The organism is Nocardiopsis ansamitocini (assembly GCF_030268225.1).
GTDB lineage: Bacteria > Actinomycetota > Actinomycetes > Streptosporangiales > Streptosporangiaceae > Nocardiopsis_D > Nocardiopsis_D ansamitocini.
This window is the reverse complement of the sequence record NZ_BSQG01000005.1, coordinates 173292-191073: the sequence shown is the minus strand read 5'-3', so window position 1 is coordinate 191073 and position 17782 is coordinate 173292. Positions and strand designations below refer to the sequence as shown.

Genomic DNA, 17782 nt, shown 5'->3' with positions numbered 1-17782 from the left:
GGGCGTTGGTGTAGGGTCGGCCATCTCGCACGGCCCGGGGCCGCAGCCGGGCGCGGGCCTGCGGGCACGTGGCCCCGGAGGGGCGCCTCCGGAGCGTTCCGAGCCTCCCCCACCTTCAGGAGTTCTCCCACATGCACCGCGCAGTACTCTTTGCCGCCACCGCCTTCTGCCTCGCCCTGCTCGCCGGCTGCTCCGCCGGCGACGGCTCGCAGGAGACGGATCAGGACGCCGCCCGCGGGTGGACGCTGCCCGAGGACTGCGCGGGTCTCGCGCAGCAGGCTCCGGCGCTGGGCGACGCGGTGGCCGGGCTGGACCCGCTCATCGACCAGTTCAACGATCCCGCCGAGTTCTCGCTGCCCGCCGACGAGCAGGAGCTGATCGGACAGGACATGGAGTCCCTGCCGGGCCTGGTCTGCTCCTGGCAGGGCGGAGAGGTCGCCTCCCTCGTCGTGGAGGTGTTCCCTGACGAGCCGTTCTGGTCGGAGCACCGTTTCGACCCCGAGGGCGCCGGAGACGGTACCGAGGTGACCGGTCTGGGCGAGGAGGCCCTGCACCGCGAACGCAACGGCATGCATTCCATGGTCAGCCGTTCGGGTCGGACCCTCGTCTTCGCCACCACCTACGAACTCGGCCTGGGGCGTGCGGAGCTGACGGCCCTGCACACCGACATCCTGGCAGCCGAATAGGCCACCCCTGCGGTACGCGCCAAGTCGATGAGCAGCAGGGGTGGCGCAGGGCAGCCGAACCGGTACTATCCGGTGGCTCAGGGAGCGCATGCCCCGGGTCGCCCCGAGCGGTGCTCCCCGCCCCGCTATCACCTGGAGTACCCATGCGCGTCATCCCCCCATCCCTGACCCTGTGCGCTCTCGTCCTGCTCGTGGGCTGTGCCGCAGCAGACGAACCGGATACCTCCTCCGCCGCCCCCGACGCTGCCGGACAGAGTCCTGAGGCCAGCACGTGGCCGCTGCCCGAGACGTGCGCCGGCCTTGTCGAGGCCGCGCCCGCCCTCGACGGTGCCGTCACGGACATGGAACTGTCGGAGGAGTGGTTCAACGACCCCGCCGAGTTCGAGATGCCCGCTGACGCCGAGGCCGCCGCAGGTCAGGCACACGATCGTTTCCCGGGCCTGCACTGCGGCTGGATGGGTGCCACCGGCGGCTACATGCTCGACGTCTATCCCCACGACCCCGTCTTCTCCGAGCTGCGCCTGGCCGGCTCGGCCCAGACGGAGGTTGCCGGACTGGGCGAGGAAGCCGTGTACCGGGCCGACGCGGGCTCGCTGACCAGCCGCACCGAGGAGATCCTCGTCTTCAGCACCGCGCTTGGGGAACAGGCGACCCAGGAGGACCAGGTCGCCGTCCACGAAGAGGTCATCGCCCAGGCAGACTGAGCAGCCCGGGCCCTGTCGCCGCCCCGTCGTGCCACCACGCTCCGGGGCGGCGGCAGCCGTGCAGGTCACGGTGCTGTGGCGGAGTGGTCCCGGCTCTTTTCGGGCCCTGGGCGCCGCACCCGACCCGCGGACGCAGCGCGGCTGTTAGAGCACAATCGGCGACACGACGTTCCAAAACGGTGTCCGCTGGATAACCTCAACCTATGACTGTGCGGCGGATTATGGGCATCGAGACCGAGTACGGCATCTCCGTGCCCGGCAACCCCGGTGCCAATGCGATGGTGACCTCCACTCAGGTGGTCAACGCCTACCTGGCGGCTTCGGCGGCCCGGGCCCGCAAGGCCCGATGGGATTTCGAGGAGGAGAACCCGCTCCGCGACGCCCGCGGCTTCGATCTCGCCCGAGAAGTCGCCGACCCCACCCAGCTCACCGATGAGGACCTGGGGTTGGCCAACGTCATCCTCACCAACGGCGCGCGGCTCTACGTCGACCACGCCCACCCCGAGTACTCCGCGCCCGAGGTCACCGGTCCGCGTGACGCGGTGCTGTGGGACAAGGCGGGGGAGCGCGTCATGGCCGACGCGGCCCGGCGCGCCTCGGCCATTCCCACTGTCGAGCCCATCCAGCTGTACAAGAACAACACCGACAACAAGGGCGCCTCGTACGGCACCCACGAGAACTACCTGATGCAGCGGGCCACGCCCTTCGCCGAGATCGTGCGCAACCTCATCCCGTTCTTCGTCTCCCGTCAGGTCGTGTGCGGCGCGGGACGGGTCGGCATCGGCGCGGACGGGCGCGACGCGGGGTTCCAGATCAGCCAGCGCGCCGACTTCTTCGAGGTCGAGGTCGGTCTGGAGACCACGCTCAAGCGGCCCATCATCAATACCCGCGACGAGCCGCACTCCGACCCCGACAAGTACCGTCGTCTGCACGTCATCATCGGCGACGCCAACATGAGCGAGATCTCGACCTATCTCAAGGCCGGTACCACCGCGATCGTGCTCGCCATGATCGAGGACCGCTTCCTCAGCGGTGACCTGTCGCTGGAGACCCCCGTGGCCGATCTCCGCGCGATCTCCCACGACCCCACGCTCACCCACGCGGCCAGGCTGCGCGACGGTCGCAAGATGACCGCGCTGCAGTTGCAGGGCGAGTACCTGGAACAGGCCCGCAAGTACGTCGAGGATCGTTTCGGCTCCGACGTCGACCCCGACACCGCCGACGTCCTCGACCGCTGGGAGGCCGTCCTCGCAACCCTGGCCGAGGACCCCATGCGCCTGGCCGACCAGCTCGACTGGGTCGCCAAACTCAAGATCTTGGAGGGATACCGCTCCCGCGACGGCATCGACTGGGACCATCACCGCCTCCAACTCGTGGACCTGCAGTACTCCGACGTCCGCGAGGACAAGGGGCTCTACAACCGCCTCGTGGCCCGGGGACGGATGCAGCGACTGCTCGACGAGGCCGAGGTCGAACTCGCCATCACCGAACCGCCCACCGACACCCGCGCCTACTTCCGGGGCCGCTGCCTGGCCAAGTACGCCGATTCCGTCGCCGCGGCCTCCTGGGACTCCGTCATCTTCGACATCCCCGGCACCGACTCGCTGCAACGCGTGCCGACCCTCGAGCCGCTGCGCGGCACCAAGGAGCACGTCGGGGCGTTGCTGGACCGGTCGGCCACCGCGGCGGACCTGCTGGCGGCCCTCGGCGGAGAGCGACGGTAGCGGGTTACTCCAGATCCTCACCGGTGTGGTCGGGATCGGGGGACAGCTCCATGGCCAGGGCGAGCTCCAGGCGGTGCCTGGGCGAGTCCAGCGAGCGGCCCATGACCCGCTCGGCGGTGCGCAACCGGGTCCGAAGCGTGTTGCGGTGCACGCCGAGGTCCCGCGCTGTCGCCTCGATCCCTGCCCCGTTGTCGAGGTAGTGCCGCAGGGTGTGCACCAGGTCGGCGCCATTGCGCGTGTCGTGTTCCTGAAGGGCGCCCAGGACCGAGCGGGTGAACTCCCGCTCGGCGGCAGGGTCGATGGCTCCCCGCAGTACGGACCAGGAGTCGGCGTCGTCGGTGTTGCGGTACCCGCGTCCCGTCGTTGCGGCGTGTCGGGCACGCGCAACCGCCTCGCGTATCCCGGACGGCCCCCGTGCCCCGCACGCCCCGGCCGACCGTTCCGCTCCCGCGGCTGCCGACAGCACTCCGAGGAGCCGTTCGCCGACCCGGGGGCCCGTCCCACTGGTGTCGGGCAGGACCACCACCAGGCCCGCGCCCAGGGCGCACATGGCTACGCGTTCGGTGCCGGTGGTGTCGCCGAGGACGTCGGGCAGCGCGTCCGCGGCCGCGTCCAGCAACCGGGCGGGGTCGTCACCGGGATAGTAGGCCACTTCGAGCGGTCCCACCGGCAGCGGCAGAAGCCGGGTGGTCAGTTCCTCCGTCGCCGTGGAGCCTTCGATCAGCGCACGGAGCAGCGGCGCCCGCTGGTGGTGCAGCGCGCGCCGCGCGTCACGCGAATGCAGCAGGTCCACCGCCAGCAGGGACGCCGCGTGGTTGGCCAGCATCCGGGTGTGGGTGGAGACGGGCGACGCGCAGCGCAGCCCCAGCCAGCCCAGCGTGGTACCGCTCGCCCCGAGGCTCTGCAACAGCACACTGGCCGCGCCGTCCGCGAGCACGGTCATCCCGCGCGGTCGTGAGCCGTCCAGTACCAGCGCTGAGCGAGCCGCCGCGTGCCATGCGGGTTCGCCCGCGGGCGCGGTCGAGGCGGTCATGCCGTTGCGGTCCAAGAGCAGCGCCTGTCCGCCGGTGGCCGTGGCCAGCTCGCCCAGCACCCCGGCGGGCCCCGAGCGCAGCGCGGCGCGCGCCATCGCGTCCTGGGCCGCCAGGACCTGGCGCTGAGCCTCCACCCGTTCGGCGGCGTAGTGGTCGGCAACCGCTTCCACGATCGCGATGAAGGGCGTGCTGCCCTCCACCACCAACAGTGGAAGTTCGCACGCGCCGGCCGCCTCGGGAACGGCCGGGGGCAGCTCGCTCAACCAGGTGTCCACTGCGACCCCCAGACCGGCGCAGCCCGCAGCGGACAGCCGGGCCACGTAGGCGCGTTGCTCGGCAGGAGTGGCGCCAAGGCCCAGGCCCACGGTCAGCACCAATTCGCCGCCACGCAGCCACCGCACCGGATCGGCGAGTTCGGTCACGTGCGCCCAGCGGATCGGGTTGTCCAGGCCCGACGTCCCGGCCACCGCTCGCACTTCCAGGTCATCGTGAGCCACGAGTCCGCGGACCGTCAGCGTCATCCCTTCCCCCTTGTCTTCCGGTCGGCGCCGCTGACTGTGCGGACTGCACATTAGTCACGGGCCCGACTGTGGAGATCGTCCTGCGCGTTGCGTTGTGCGGGTGTCTACCGTCACATCATCGCCCGTTCGTCCCACGCCGAACCGCTCGCGAGCAGGGACGACTCCCCGCTCGCCCGGTCCGGACCGATTCCCGCACGGAGTTGCCATGTCTGAGCGCATTCCCCCCACGTCCGATCACCCGGCACGTGCGGCCATCGCGGCCTTCGTCGGAACGACCATCGAGTGGTTCGACTTCTACATCTACGCCACCGCCGCCAGCCTGGTCTTCGCCACCCTCTTCTTCCCCGCGGGCATCGACCCGATGACCGGTCTGATGGCCTCGTTCGCCACCTTCGCCGTCGGGTTCTTCGCCCGCCCGCTGGGCGGCATCCTCTTCGGCCACTACGGTGACCGCATCGGCCGCAAGTCCGCTCTGGTCACCACCCTGTTGATGATGGGCGTGGCCACCTTCGCCGTGGGGCTGCTGCCCACCTACGAGCAGATCGGCGTCCTGGCTCCCGTGCTCCTGGTCGTGCTGCGCTTCGTCCAGGGCATCGCCGTCGGTGGTGAGTGGGGCGGTGCGGTGCTCATGGCCGTGGAACACGCCCCCGAGGACAAGAAGACCTTCTACGGTTCCTTCGCGCAGTTGGGCAATCCCGCCGGCGCGCTGCTGGCAACAGGAGCCTTCAGCCTCATCGCCACCTTCGGCGGAGACGCCCTCTACACGTGGGCCTGGCGCCTGCCGTTCCTCGCCTCGGCGCTGCTGGTGGCGGTGGGTCTGCTGATCCGGCTCAAGGTGGAGGAGTCGCCGGTCTTCACCGCGGCCCAGCAGGCCGACGACCGGCCCACCGAACTGCCGCTGCTGGAGGCCGTGCGCGGCTCGTGGCGCCCGCTGCTGTTGGGCATCGGCGTACTGCCGGTCGCCGTCGGCGGATACTACATCGTCACCACGTTCCTCCAGGCGTACGGTACGACCGAGGCGGGCATCAGCGAACAGGTCATCCTCACGGGCCTGTCGGTGGCGGCCTTCGTCGAACTCGTGGCCACGCTCGGCGTGTCCTGGCTGGGCGACCGCTTCGGCACCGTGCGGGTCGTCACCATCGGCCTGCTGGCCGTCGCAGTGCTGGCGGTCCCGCAGTTCCTCGTCCTGGAGACCGGGAGCACCGCCCTGATCTTCCTCGTCCTGTGCGTCATGCGCCTCGCCATGGCCACCGTCTACGGGCCCATCGCCCGGGTGCTGTCCCAGATGTTCCCGCCCAAGGCGCGCTACACCAGCGTCTCGCTGGCCTACCAGATCGCCGGTGCGATCTTCGGCGGCCTGTCCCCACTGGCGTGCACCGCCCTCTTCGCGCTCACCGGCAGCATCTACCCGGTCGCCGGCCTGCTCGTCGCGATGGCACTGCTGAGCATCGCCTGCCTGGTCAAGGCGCCCCGCTACCGCGACGAAGACGTTCTCGTGCCCGCCTCCTAGGCAGGCCCGAACGCCCCATCCGCCCGTGCCGCCGCGCCCGATCCACGCGGTGGCACGCCCCACCCGCCCAAGGAGAACGCTGCCCGTGTCCGCACTGCTCATCCACAACGCCACCGTCCTGACCATGGACGACGCCAACCCTCGCGCCTCCGCGCTGGCCGTGCGCGACGGCCGGGTGCTGATCGCCGCCGACGACGCGACCGCACGCGCCGCCGCCGGTCCGGGCGCGGTCGAGGTGGATGCGGGCGGACGCACCGTCCTTCCCGGGTTCATCGACCCGCACAACCACCTGCTGTCCACGGCAGAGTCGCTCGCCGCGGTGGACGCCGGCTACCCGGCGGTCACCAGTGCCGAGGAGCTCGCCGCGGCGATCGCCGCGGAGGCCGTGCGCACCCCCGCCGGCCAGTGGGTCCGCGCCTTCGGCATGGACGACGCCAAGTACCCCGGGGGCCGCCCCGACCGGCGCACCCTGGACGCGGCCACCACCGAGCACCCGGTGATCGTCTACCACGTCTCCGGCCACCAGGCCGTGGTCAACTCCGCCGCACTCGCCTGGAGCGGTATCTCCGAGGACGTCGCCGACCCCGCGGGCGGAACGTTCCTGCGCGACGAGGGCGGCCGGCTCACCGGGATGGTCCTGGACGCCGCGATGGAACTGCTGCTGCCCCTGGCGGTCGACATCGGCTGCCACGGTCCCAACTTTCACACCGCACTGCCCACCGACCAGCTCCTGGGCTGGTTGGCCGCCGCGGCCGACCCCTACCTGTCCGCGGGTGTCACCACCGTGTGCGACCCGCAGGTCTCGGCACGCGAACTGCGTGTCTACCGTGCGGCCCGCGCAGCCGGGACCCTGCCGCTGCGGACCTTCGGAATGCCGCTCTCGCACCAGCTCGACGCACTCACCTCGATCGGTCTGGCCGGCCCCTTCGGCGACGACTGGCTGCGCCTCACCGGAATGAAGTTCTACTCCGACGGCACCCTGCTCGGCGGCACCGCGAAGTTCAGCACGCCCTACGGCGAGCGGGGGCAGTTCGCCGGAAGCATGTACCACGACCCCGACCAGTTGGTGCACCTGGTGACCAAAGCCGCCGAACAGGGCTGGCAGGTCGCGATCCACACCCAGGGCGACTGGGCCATGGAGCAGACCCTGGCCGCCATCGCCTCCGCAGCGAAGGTCTCGGGTCCCGACCCGCGTCCCCGGGTCGAGCACTGCGGCTACCCCACGCCCGAGCAGGTCAAGCGGTTCACCGACTACGGCGTCATCCCGGTCAACCAGCCCAATTTCCTGCACGACAGCGGCGGCGACTTCCTGCGTCGCCTGGGCGACCGGGCCCACCGGTTGCAGCCGATGCGGGAGGAACTCGACCTCGGCCTGCGCCCCGTGCTGTCCAGCGACTCCTTCGTCTCCAGCCTGCGCCCCCTGGACACCATCGCCAATGCGGTGCGCCGCACCACCCGTGAGGGCGCGGCCATCGGTACCGACCAGGCCGTCACCCTGCACGAGGCGCTGCGCGCCCACACCCTGGACGCCGCGCACGCGGTGGGGGTGGAGGACCGACTCGGCTCGTTGCGCCCGGGAATGCTCGCCGATGTGGTCGTCCTGGACCGTGACATCGAGGCCGCCCCCGTGGACCACATCAGCGAGGGGGCGGCCTGGCTCACCGTCCTGGACGGCGAAATCGCCTACCGGGCGCGGGGCTGACCCGAGCGCCCCGGTGCACCGTGGCCCGTCCGTGCAGCGGGTGGGCCACGGGTCAGGACGGTGGCCCGGACAGCTCCGCGACGGCCTGTTCGCGCATCGCCACCTTGCGGACCTTGCCGCTGACCGTCAGCGGGAAGGACTCCACCACCCGCACGTGCCGGGGGATCTTGTAGTGGGCCAGGCGGTCCCGGCAGAACGCGGCCAGTTCGGCCGCGCTCAGCCCGGTTTCCGGTTCGTGCAGGATCACGCAGGCCATGACCTCCTCGCCGTATTTGGCGTCGGGAACCCCGATCACCTGTACGTCGGAGATGGCCGGGTGGGTGTGCAGGAACTCCTCGATCTCACGCGGGTAGACGTTCTCGCCGCCGCGGATGATCATGTCCTTGATGCGTCCGACGATGTCGAGGTAGCCGTCGGTCCGCATCACCGCCAGGTCCCCGGTCCGCATCCACCCCTCGGCGTCGATCGCCGCGGCAGTGGCTTCGGGGTCGTTCCAGTAGCCCAGCATCACCGAGTACCCGCGGGTGCGCAGTTCGCCCGACACCCCGCGGGGCACCGTCGCCCCCGTGGCCGGGTCCACCACCGCGACCTCCAGATGCGGCAGGACCCGTCCCACGGTGGCGGTGCGCCGCTCCAGGTCGTCGTCGCGCCGCGTCTGCGCGGACACCGGCGACGTCTCCGTCATCCCGTAGCAGATCGCCACCTCCGCCATGTGCATCTCCCCGATGACCCGACGCATGACCTCCACCGGGCAGGTCGAACCCGCCATGATCCCGGTGCGCAGCGAGGAGAGGTCGTAGGAGGCGAAGTCCGGCAGGTCCAGTTCGGCGATGAACATGGTCGGCACCCCGTACAGCGATGTGGCGCGCTCGGCCGCCACCGCACGCAGTGCGGCCGCAGGGTCGAAGGACGGAGCGGCGATGATCATGCAGGCACCGTGGCTGGTGGCCGCCAGATTGCCCATCACCATCCCGAAGCAGTGGTAGAAGGGCGGGACCACGACGATCCGGTCGTTCTCGGTGTACCCCAGCAGTTCGCCGACGAAGTACCCGTTGTTGAGGATGTTGCGGTGCGACAGCGTCGCACCCTTCGGGAAACCGGTCGTCCCCGACGTGTACTGGATGTTGATGGGATCGTCGGGACGCAGCGCGGCCTCTCGCTCGGCCAGCAGCGCAGGGGACAGGCGCGCTCCGCGCTCGATCAGCCGCTGCCATGTCGGGTCCGCCACGTAGACCACGTCGCGCAGTTCCGGGCAGGCCGGACGCACCTGATCGACCAGCGCCCTGTAGTCGCTGGTCTTGTGGCGCCGGTAGGAGACCAGCAGTCGCACACCCGCCTGGTTGAGCACGTACTCCAGTTCGTGTGCCCGGTAGGCGGGGTTGACGGTCACCATGACCGCGCCGATCCGCGCGGTCGCGTACTGCACCAGCACCCATTCGGGGCAGTTGGGGGCCCAGATGCCGACCCGGTCGCCGGCGGCCACGCCGGCTGCCAGCAGCCCCAGCGCCACCTCCTCCACGGCCCCGTCGAACCGGGCGTAGGTCCAGTGCCGGCCGCTGGCCGCGTCCACCAGTGCGTCCCGGTCGGGGTGGGCGGCCACCGCCCGGCCCAGGTTGTGGCCGATGGTCTGGTCGAGCAATGGGGGCTCGCAATCCCCGCGGGAGTAGGACGGTTCCACTGCGCCTCCTCAACAGGTTCGGATGTCGCGGTCACGGGCCGGGGAAGTCCCCTTCGCGGAACTCCGCTCCCGGTCCGGACTCGGCCTCCCGGGTCCGCAACTCGGTCCGGCGGATCTTGCCCGAGATGGTCTTGGGCAGTGCGGCGAACTCAAGACGCCGCACCCGCTTGTAGGGCGCCAGCACCGCGCGCGAGTGGGCGAAGATCGCCTCGGCGGTGGCGGCGTCCCCCGACCACCCTTCGGCCAGTGCCACGAACGCCTTGGGAACGGCCAGACGCACCGGGTCGGGGGCGGGGACCACGGCGGCCTCGGCCACTGCCGGGTGCTCCAGGAGCGCGCTCTCCAGCTCGAAAGGGGAGATCCGGTAATCCGATGCCTTGAACACGTCGTCGGTGCGCCCCACATAGGTGATGTAGCCGTCGGCGTCACAGACCCCGATATCACCGGTGTGGTAGTAACCGCCGCGCATGGCCTCGGCGGTACGTTCCTCGTCACCCGCATACCCCACCATCAGCCCCAACGGGCGTTCGGCGAGGTCCAGACAGATCTCCCCGGTGGTTCCGGTCGCCGCGGGTCCGCCGGTGGCCGGATCGACCACCACCACGGAGTAGCCGGGCACCGGCCGGCCCATCGATCCGGGACGCACTTCCTGGCCGGGGGAGTTGGCCACCTGCACGGTCGTCTCGGTCTGTCCGAATCCGTCGCGAATCCGCACACCCCATGCCGCGCGAACGTGCTCGATCACCTCGGGGTTAAGGGGCTCGCCGGCCCCCACCACCTTGGCGGGGGGAGTGCGCAGCCGGGTCAGATCGGCCTGGATCAGCATCCGCCATACGGTGGGCGGTGCACAGAAACTGGTCACCGAGCAGCGTTCCAACTGCGTCAACAACGCAGCAGGGTCAAAGCGCGTGTAGTTGTAGACCAGGATCGTCGCCTCGGCGTTCCACGGCGCGAACACGTTGCTCCAGGCGTGCTTGGCCCAGCCGGGCGAGGAGATGTTCAGGTGCACGTCGCCCGGTTCGATGCCGATCCAGTACATCGTGGACAGGTGTCCGACCGGGTAGGACACGTGCGTGTGTTCGACCAGCTTGGGCTGCGCGGTCGTGCCCGAGGTGAAGTACAACAACAGGGTCTCGTCGCCCCTGGTCGGGGCGTCTGCCGTGAAAGTGGGGCCGGCGGTGGCAGAGTCCGCGTAGTCCAGCCATCCCGGCCGCTTCGGGCCCACCCCGATCCTGGTGTAGTCGCCGTCCAGGGCGGTGAACTTCCCCGCCTGCGCGGTCGCTGCCACCACGTGCTCGGCCTCGCCCCGCACCAGTCGGTCCCGCAGCTCCTCCGTCCCCAGCAGCGTCGTCGCCGGGATGACCACCGCCCCCAACTTCGTGGCCGCCAGCAGTGTTTCCCACAGTTCCACCTGGTTTCCCACCATCAGGACCAGCCGGTCCCCCCGACGTACCCCCTGGTCCCGTAGCCAGTTGGCGACCCGGGCCGACCGCCGGGACAACTCGGCGAAGGAGAACTTCGCCTCCGAGCCGTCCTCCTCCACGATCCACAGTGCTGTGCGGTCGTTGCCCGCGGCTATCACGTCGAACCAGTCCAGCGCCCAGTTGAACTCCGCCAGTTGCGGCCAGGAGAATCCCGCGCGAGCCGTCGTGTAGTCCTCGCGGTGCTCCAACAAGAAGTCCCGTGCTCGCCTGAAGATCGCCGTCCCCGGCTTTTGTGCCACGTCTCCTCCTGAGTGAGCATCCCGGTCCTGCGCTGCGTACTATCGTGAGCAAAGTGAGCCAGGTCTCACCACCCCCGAACGGGGGGACTCCGCGCGTCAGAGTGCGTGCCGAATCCGGTGACTCAAGGGGCAGCCATGACAGTCAGCGCGACCCATGCCCAGGAAGGGGCGGCCATTCGGGGTGCCGTGCTGGCACTGCGCCGACACACGGGTGTGCACATGGCCTTCGGCGGTCCCATGACCGGCCGCGGGCAGCTCCGCCTCACCGAGCTTTCCGGTGAACGCGGCGACGCACTGCGCGGCCTCGCCATCACGGTGGGCGCGGGCCTGGGCGGCAAGAGCATCGCCCTGGCGCGGCCCTTCGCCGTCAACGACTATTCCAGCGCACGCTCCATCAGCCACGAGTACGACCGGCCGGTGGGCGCGGAGCGCCTGCGCTCCATCATCGCCGTCCCCGTTGTCGTACGCGGCCGGGTACGCGCCGTTCTCTACGGGGCGCTGCGCCACAGTGTGCCCCTGGGCGACCGCACCATCGCCTCCGCACTGCGTGTCGCCCGAGGACTGGAGCAGGACCTCGTCGTGCGCGACGAGGCCGGCCGCCTGACCCGCGAGGCTGGAACACCCGCGCATCAGGGCAGCACGGGGTGGGAGCAGGTGCGCTGTGCCCACGCCGAACTGCGCGCACTCGTCCAGCGTGCCGATGATCCCCAGCTCCGCCAGAGCTTGCGCGACGTCTGCGACCGCCTGGCCGGTGCCGCCGACCCGCGCGCCCCCGAATCCGCCCCCAGGCTGGCCCCCCGCGAGCTCGACGTCCTCGCCTGCGTGGCGATGGGCGCCAGCAACGCCGAGGCGGCCCGCAGACTCGGGATCGGGGCCGAGACGGTCAAGGGCTACCTGCGCACCGCCATGCGCAAGCTCGACAGCAGCACGCGCCTGGAGGCGGTCGTCGCGGCACGCAGGGCGGGGCTGCTGCCCTGAGATCCCGTTCCCCACGACCAGCGGTCACCGTCGGGGCGCAGCAGCACCGTCCTCCCGGACACCGTGCAGTGCGCGCCGCAGCACCGACAAACGCTCGGTCGCCTCACGCCTGGACACCTCTGCCTGCTTCACCATCACCGAGCCGTGGAAGGTTCCAGGGAACACGTGCAACTCGACCGTGACCCCTGCGGCCAGTAACGCCATGGCGTAGGCGATGCCCTCGTCGCGCAGTGGGTCGAATTGCATCGCCGAGATGTAGGCGGGTGGTAGTCCGGCCAGGTCGGTGGCTCTGGCCGGGGCCGCGTAAGGGGAGACGTCCTCCGATCCGGCAACGCCTTCGCCCAGGTAGCAGTTCCAGCTGACATCCGCGTTGGGCCGGTTCCACATCGGGGTGTCGGTGAACGCCCGCATACTCGGTGTGGCCAACCGGTCGTCCAACTCGGGGACGCCCAGGTACTGGAAGGCGATCGACGGTCCGCCCCGGTCACGGGCCAGCAGGGTCAGCGCGGCAGCCAGGCCGCCGCCCGCACTGATGCCGTGCAATGCCACCCGATCGGGATCCACCTCCAGTTCGGTGGCGTTGTCCGCCAGCCACACCAGGCCCGCGTAACAGTCCTCCAGCGGGGCGGGAAAGGGCGCTTCGGGGGCCAGCCGGTACTCGACGCTCGCCACGACCGCCCCCAGGTCCCGTGCGAGTTCCACGTTGCCGGGGTGTGCGGCGTCGATGCCGCCCATGATGAACCCGCCACCGTGGATGTCGTAGACGGCCGGAAGAGGGCCGGACTCCTCCTGGGGCCGGTAGACCCGGACGGCGACGTCGGGCGCTCCCACCGGTCCGGGGACGAGCAGGTCTTGTACGTCGATCCCCCCGGTGTCGGGTTCGGGTGCCGTCGCGCTCAGCTCGGCCGTCTGCGTCCGGGCCTCCTGGGGGTCCAGCGCCACCGGTGGTGGCAGCAGTGCCGCGGACGGTGCCAGTTCGGGGTCGAATGCGTAGGACACGGGACTCCTTGTCACCAGGGCGCGAACGCACCGATTCTCTCCGGCGGCCGTCCGGCGCGCGTCGGAAGCCGCGACCGGCGGCTCCGACGCGCACACGATCAGGCCGTGCGGTTCATGTACTGGGCGAACTCCTCCAGCGAGATCAGCCCGTCACCGTCACCGTCGATCTCTGCGACGGCCGCCGCCGCCTTCTCCTCGGAGAGCGGACTGCCCAGCACCTCCATCAGCCGTCCCAGCTCCGCTGCGGAGATCCGCTGGTCGTCGTCACTGTCCACGAGATCGAATGTCGCGGCGTACTCGCTTGTGTCGGCCACTGTGCGCCCTTTCCTGGGTGGGGGTAATCGCGATGCCCGGTACCTTACTCGCCGCCGGGGGCGCGGCTTTTCGCGTGTCCCCAAGGCCGGGGTCGGCTGTGACATCGATCGGTCCCGTGCGGAAGAACCGGCGCGCCGAAGCTGTTCAGACGTGTGTACGCACTGTGGCGCGGGTACCGTCCGCAAAACAGACGTGGTGATCAAGGTTGAGTCGCTCGCCGAATGGCCAAGATATGTGGCGAGAGCCCAACCGACAGGGAGGAACCCCCACATGGCGAACGACACTGGTGGCCAGAAGCACGCCACGCGCCAGAACGAGGAGGTCGAAGAGGTCGAGGCGGGCACGGACGTCGCCGAGCGCAACGAAAAGCTCTCCGAAGACGTCGACGACATCCTCGACGAGATCGACGAGGTCCTGGAGTCCAACTCCGAGGACTTCGTGCGTCAGTTCGTGCAGAAGGGCGGTCAGTGACCCCGGTCACCGGCCTTCCTCCGTCCCATCGCCTCCCGTACCGGTAGTGGCGCTGCACCAAGCGTCACCGGCTCTTGTGATAGGGGAGCAGTCTCGTGGCCGTGACCAAAACACGTGTCGGCTCTGTCACGGGAGATCGGTCCCGGTCGGTCATCTCACCGAAAAGTCCCACTCGCCGACTGTTTTCTCGGCGCTTGAGTAGGGTCCAGACAAACTGAAGAAGTCCTCGTGCCCCGCTCGCCCCTGCGTATCGGGTGGGGGCGCAAATCGAAGGGAGTCGCGTGTCTGAAGCGTTCAAGGGCGGCGGACGTCTGCCCGCAGCCTTCATGAATCCGGGAACCTCGTCGTTCGTCGAATTCCTCGCTGAGGTGAACCCCGAGCGGTTGCCGGGCCGTGCCGACCTTCCGACCGGGCGCCCCACCGAGCACCTCACGCCCGAGGCCACCACCATCGTGGCCCTGACCTTTCCCGGCGGGGTCGTCCTCGCCGGGGACCGCAGGGCGACCTCCGGCAACGTCATCGCCAACCGCGACATGGACAAGCTGTTCCGCACCGACGAGTTCTCCGCGATGGCCATCGCGGGAGCCGCGGGGATCGGTATCGAGCTCGCCAAACTGTTCCAGGTCGAGTTGGAGCACTACGAGAAGAAGGAGGGCCGCCCGCTCTCCCTGGAGGGCAAGGCCAACCGCCTCGCTGCCATGATCCGCTCCAACCTCGGTATGGCCATGCAGGGTTTCGTCGTCGTTCCGCTCCTGGTGGGCTACGACGAAGGCCGTGAACAGGGCCGGATCTTCAGTTACGACCCGGTCGGCGGACGCTACGAGGAGCACCGCTACCACTCCATCGGCTCGGGATCGGTCTATGCCAAGAGTGCGCTGAAGAAGCTCTACCGCGACGACCTCGGCGAGTCCGACGCCGCGCTCGCCGCGCTGCAGTCGCTCTACGACGCCGCCGACGACGACTCCGCCACCGGCGGCCCCGACGTGTACCGCAAGATCTTCCCGCTGGTCGACGTCATCACCGATGAGGGACACCGCAGGCTTCCCGCCGACGAGGTGGCCGAACTGGCCGCCACTGTGGTCGAGGGGCGCACCCAGCACCCCGACGGCCCCACCGCCCCGGTGAGCTGACGCCCCTCCCAGGCCCCTTCGACCAGTAAAGGAAACCACGCCGGTGTCGATGCCGTTCTACGTCTCGCCAGAACAGATCATGAAGGACAAGGCGGACTACGCGCGCAAGGGAATCGCGCGCGGCCGCAGCGCCGTCGTCCTGCAGTACGACGGCGGAATCCTCTTCGTGGCGGACAACATGTCCCGGACCCTGCACAAGATCAGCGAACTCTACGACCGGGTCGCCTTCGCCGCGGTCGGGCGCTACAACGAGTTCGAGAACCTGCGTCTGGCGGGAGTGCGTTACGCCGACAGCCACGGCTACACCTACGACCGCAGCGACGTCACCGGCCAGATGCTGGCCAACGCCTATGCGCAGACCCTGGGCAGCATCTTCACCGAGAGCAACAAGCCCTGGGAGGTCGAGATCGTCGTCGGCGAGGTCGGTGAGACCGCCGACTCCGACCAGATCTACCGGATCACCTTCGACGGGTCGGTCGTGGACGAGCGCGACTTCCTGGCGATGGGCGGTTCGGCCGAGCACGTCACGACGGTGCTGCGGGAACGCTACGTCAAGGACGCGTCGCTGGCCGCCGCGCTGAGTGCGGCCGTGCACGCGCTGGCCCACGAGAACGGCGAGCAGCGCGAGTTGGAGGCGACCAGCCTGGAAGTCGCGGTCCTGGAGCGTGCACGGCCGCACCGCAAGTTCCGGCGGGTTCAGGGTGACCGCTTGACCGCACTGCTCGCTCAGGGGCACGCGGCCGACACCAAAGACACCGACACCGATTCCGACACCTGAGCCGGTCATGGACAGTGGAGCGCCGCGGGCACGCCGCCCGCGGCGCAGTGGGACAAGAGATGGGTGAGACCGCGTGGATCGTCGCATCTTCGGTTTGGAGAACGAGTACGGGGTCACCTGCACGTTCCGGGGACAGCGTCGGCTGTCGCCGGACGAGGTGGCGCGCTACCTGTTCCGCCGTGTCGTGTCGTGGGGACGCAGCAGCAACGTCTTCCTGCGCAACGGCGCGCGGCTCTACCTGGACGTGGGTTCCCACCCGGAGTACGCAACTCCGGAGTGCGACAGCCTGCTGGACCTGGTCGCGCACGACAAGGCGGGCGAGCGGATACTGGAAGGGCTGCAGGTCGACGCCGAGCAGCGCCTGCACGAAGAGGGCATCGCCGGTGAGATCTACCTCTTCAAGAACAACACCGATTCGGCCGGGAACTCCTACGGCTGCCACGAGAACTACCTGGTGGGCCGGCACGGTGAATTCGGCCGTCTCGCCGACATCCTGATCCCGTTCCTGGTCACCCGACAGATCATCTGCGGCGCGGGCAAGGTGTTGCAGACCCCGCGCGGCGCCCTGTACTGCGTCAGCCAGCGGGCCGAGCACATCTGGGAGGGCGTCTCCTCGGCGACCACCCGGTCCCGGCCGATCATCAACACCCGTGACGAGCCGCACGCCGACGCCGAGCGGTTCCGCCGGCTGCACGTGATCGTGGGCGACTCCAACATGAGCGAGACGACCACCCTGCTCAAGCTCGCCTCCACCGACATGGTCCTGCGCATGATCGAGGCCAACGTGGTCATGCGCGACTTCACCCTGGAAAATCCCATCCGTGCCATCCGCGAGGTCAGCCATGACATGACCGGGCGGCGCAAGGTCCGCCTGGCCAACGGGCGCGAGGCCAGCGCGTTGGAGATCCAGCGCGAATACCTGGAGAAGGTACAGACCTACGTGGACCGCCACGGCACCGACGCCACCGGCAAGCGGGTGCTCGAGCTGTGGCAGCGCACCCTGGAGGCGGTGGAGACCGGCAATCTCGACCTCGTCGCCAGGGAGATCGACTGGGTCGCCAAGTACAAGCTCATCGAGCGCTACCGGGCCAAGCACAACCTGGGCCTGTCCTCCCCGCGGGTGGCCCAGTTGGATCTGACCTACCACGACATCCACCGCGACCGCGGGCTGTTCTATCTGCTGCAGCGGCGCGGTCAGATGGAGCGGGTGGTCGGCGACCTCAAGATCTTCGAGTCCAAGTCCGTGCCGCCCCAGACCACTCGGGCACGGCTGCGCGGGGAGTTCATCAAGAAGGCGCAGGAGAAGCGGCGCGACTTCACGGTGGACTGGGTGCACCTCAAGCTCAACGACCAGGCTCAGCGCACCGTCCTGTGCAAGGACCCCTTCAAATCGGTGGACGAGCGGGTGGAGAAGCTGATCGCCGGAATGTAGCTGCGGGCACCTGGCCGGCCCACTCCATCCCGCCCGGTCTGGGCGGTCGGTGCCCGTGGTGGACCAAGAGTACGGTCAACGCTGCGAGTTCGAGGCTGAACCAGGAGAACGGCTCCGCCGCCTTGGGCAGGACGGCACCGGGAGCCGTGATGCGGTCCACGAGACGGTCGATCAGGTCGACGACGGCCGCACGGAAGCGTCGGGAGCGCGGGCGGACACCACGCCTGCACAGGTCGGCGTTCACCACGGAGGCGCGTTCGACGACGGCCGCCCGCAGCCGTGGATCGACGTGTGTCGCGGCCATGAGCGGCGCGCCGTGTTCGTGGTACAGCTCGTGCAGGCGCCGGTGCACGTTGCCGGGGAGAAAACTGAGCACGCGCTCCCAAGTCCCCATGCG

Annotated in this window: 16 protein-coding genes; 10 read left to right on the top strand and 6 right to left on the bottom strand. The window is 69.7% G+C overall.

Annotation, left to right across the window (positions count from 1 at the left end):
- Nucleotides 1-131: 131 nt before the first annotated feature.
- The 3 genes from QSJ59_RS15785 (at nt 132) to dop (ending at nt 3114) form a co-directional block, all read left to right on the top strand.
- A complete protein-coding gene (locus tag QSJ59_RS15785; protein ID WP_285760324.1) occupies nt 132-686 on the top strand; it encodes a hypothetical protein in 555 nt (184 codons plus the stop codon).
- 143 nt (nt 687-829) lie between these two features.
- Nucleotides 830-1390, top strand: coding sequence for a hypothetical protein (locus tag QSJ59_RS15780; protein ID WP_285760323.1), 561 nt, complete (start codon nt 830-832; stop codon nt 1388-1390).
- Between the two features lie 203 nt (nt 1391-1593).
- Nucleotides 1594-3114 (top strand): depupylase/deamidase Dop, encoded by a 1521-nt coding sequence (gene dop, locus QSJ59_RS15775; RefSeq protein ID WP_349497214.1) that lies wholly within the window; start codon nt 1594-1596, stop codon nt 3112-3114.
- 4 nt (nt 3115-3118) lie between these two features.
- On the opposite strand, the gene QSJ59_RS15770 is transcribed toward dop, so the two are convergent.
- On the bottom strand, nt 3119-4669 hold the full coding sequence (locus QSJ59_RS15770; protein ID WP_285760322.1) for a PucR family transcriptional regulator: 1551 nt from the start codon (nt 4667-4669) through the stop codon (nt 3119-3121).
- Between the two features lie 205 nt (nt 4670-4874).
- Here QSJ59_RS15770 and QSJ59_RS15765 point away from each other — a divergent pair, with 205 nt between their 5' ends.
- Nucleotides 4875-6179: an MFS transporter gene (locus QSJ59_RS15765; protein WP_285760321.1), complete on the top strand. Its 1305-nt coding sequence runs from the start codon at nt 4875-4877 to the stop codon at nt 6177-6179.
- Nucleotides 6180-6264: 85 nt separating this feature from the next.
- Nucleotides 6265-7881, top strand: coding sequence for an amidohydrolase (locus QSJ59_RS15760; protein ID WP_285760320.1), 1617 nt, complete (start codon nt 6265-6267; stop codon nt 7879-7881).
- A 52-nt stretch (nt 7882-7933) separates the two neighbouring features.
- Here QSJ59_RS15760 and QSJ59_RS15755 read toward each other — a convergent pair whose 3' ends face one another.
- Both QSJ59_RS15755 and QSJ59_RS15750 read right to left on the bottom strand, forming a co-directional pair.
- A complete protein-coding gene (locus tag QSJ59_RS15755) occupies nt 7934-9559 on the bottom strand; it encodes an AMP-binding protein (protein ID WP_285760319.1) in 1626 nt (541 codons plus the stop codon).
- A 31-nt stretch (nt 9560-9590) separates the two neighbouring features.
- Nucleotides 9591-11282 carry an AMP-binding protein gene (locus QSJ59_RS15750; protein ID WP_285760318.1) on the bottom strand — a complete coding sequence of 564 codons (1692 nt, stop codon included), beginning with the start codon at nt 11280-11282 and terminating at the stop codon, nt 9591-9593.
- A 135-nt stretch (nt 11283-11417) separates the two neighbouring features.
- Between QSJ59_RS15750 and QSJ59_RS15745 the strand changes: the two genes are divergently transcribed.
- On the top strand, nt 11418-12260 hold the full coding sequence (locus tag QSJ59_RS15745; RefSeq protein WP_285760317.1) for a LuxR family transcriptional regulator: 843 nt from the start codon (nt 11418-11420) through the stop codon (nt 12258-12260).
- Between the two features lie 24 nt (nt 12261-12284).
- Here QSJ59_RS15745 and QSJ59_RS15740 read toward each other — a convergent pair whose 3' ends face one another.
- On the bottom strand, nt 12285-13259 hold the full coding sequence (locus QSJ59_RS15740; RefSeq protein ID WP_285760316.1) for an alpha/beta hydrolase: 975 nt from the start codon (nt 13257-13259) through the stop codon (nt 12285-12287).
- 98 nt (nt 13260-13357) lie between these two features.
- The gene (locus QSJ59_RS15735) at nt 13358-13573 is read right to left on the bottom strand and encodes an EF-hand domain-containing protein (protein WP_285760315.1); all 216 of its coding nucleotides are present in this window, start codon (nt 13571-13573) and stop codon (nt 13358-13360) included.
- Nucleotides 13574-13844: 271 nt separating this feature from the next.
- Here QSJ59_RS15735 and QSJ59_RS15730 point away from each other — a divergent pair, with 271 nt between their 5' ends.
- The 4 genes from QSJ59_RS15730 to pafA all read left to right on the top strand — a co-directional run bounded on the left by QSJ59_RS15730 (nt 13845) and on the right by pafA (nt 17385).
- Nucleotides 13845-14045, top strand: coding sequence for a ubiquitin-like protein Pup (locus tag QSJ59_RS15730; RefSeq protein WP_285760314.1), 201 nt, complete (start codon nt 13845-13847; stop codon nt 14043-14045).
- 281 nt (nt 14046-14326) lie between these two features.
- The gene (prcB, locus tag QSJ59_RS15725) at nt 14327-15175 is read left to right on the top strand and encodes a proteasome subunit beta (RefSeq protein ID WP_285760313.1); all 849 of its coding nucleotides are present in this window, start codon (nt 14327-14329) and stop codon (nt 15173-15175) included.
- Nucleotides 15176-15224: 49 nt separating this feature from the next.
- Nucleotides 15225-15953, top strand: a complete 729-nt coding sequence (prcA, locus tag QSJ59_RS15720) for a proteasome subunit alpha (RefSeq protein ID WP_285760584.1) — start codon at nt 15225-15227, stop codon at nt 15951-15953.
- 73 nt (nt 15954-16026) lie between these two features.
- Nucleotides 16027-17385, top strand: coding sequence for a Pup--protein ligase (pafA, locus tag QSJ59_RS15715; RefSeq protein WP_285760312.1), 1359 nt, complete (start codon nt 16027-16029; stop codon nt 17383-17385).
- Here pafA and QSJ59_RS15710 read toward each other — a convergent pair.
- Nucleotides 17339-17779 carry a hypothetical protein gene (locus tag QSJ59_RS15710; RefSeq protein ID WP_285760311.1) on the bottom strand — a complete coding sequence of 147 codons (441 nt, stop codon included), beginning with the start codon at nt 17777-17779 and terminating at the stop codon, nt 17339-17341. The genes pafA and QSJ59_RS15710 overlap by 47 nt on opposite strands.
- Nucleotides 17780-17782: the final 3 nt, after the last annotated feature.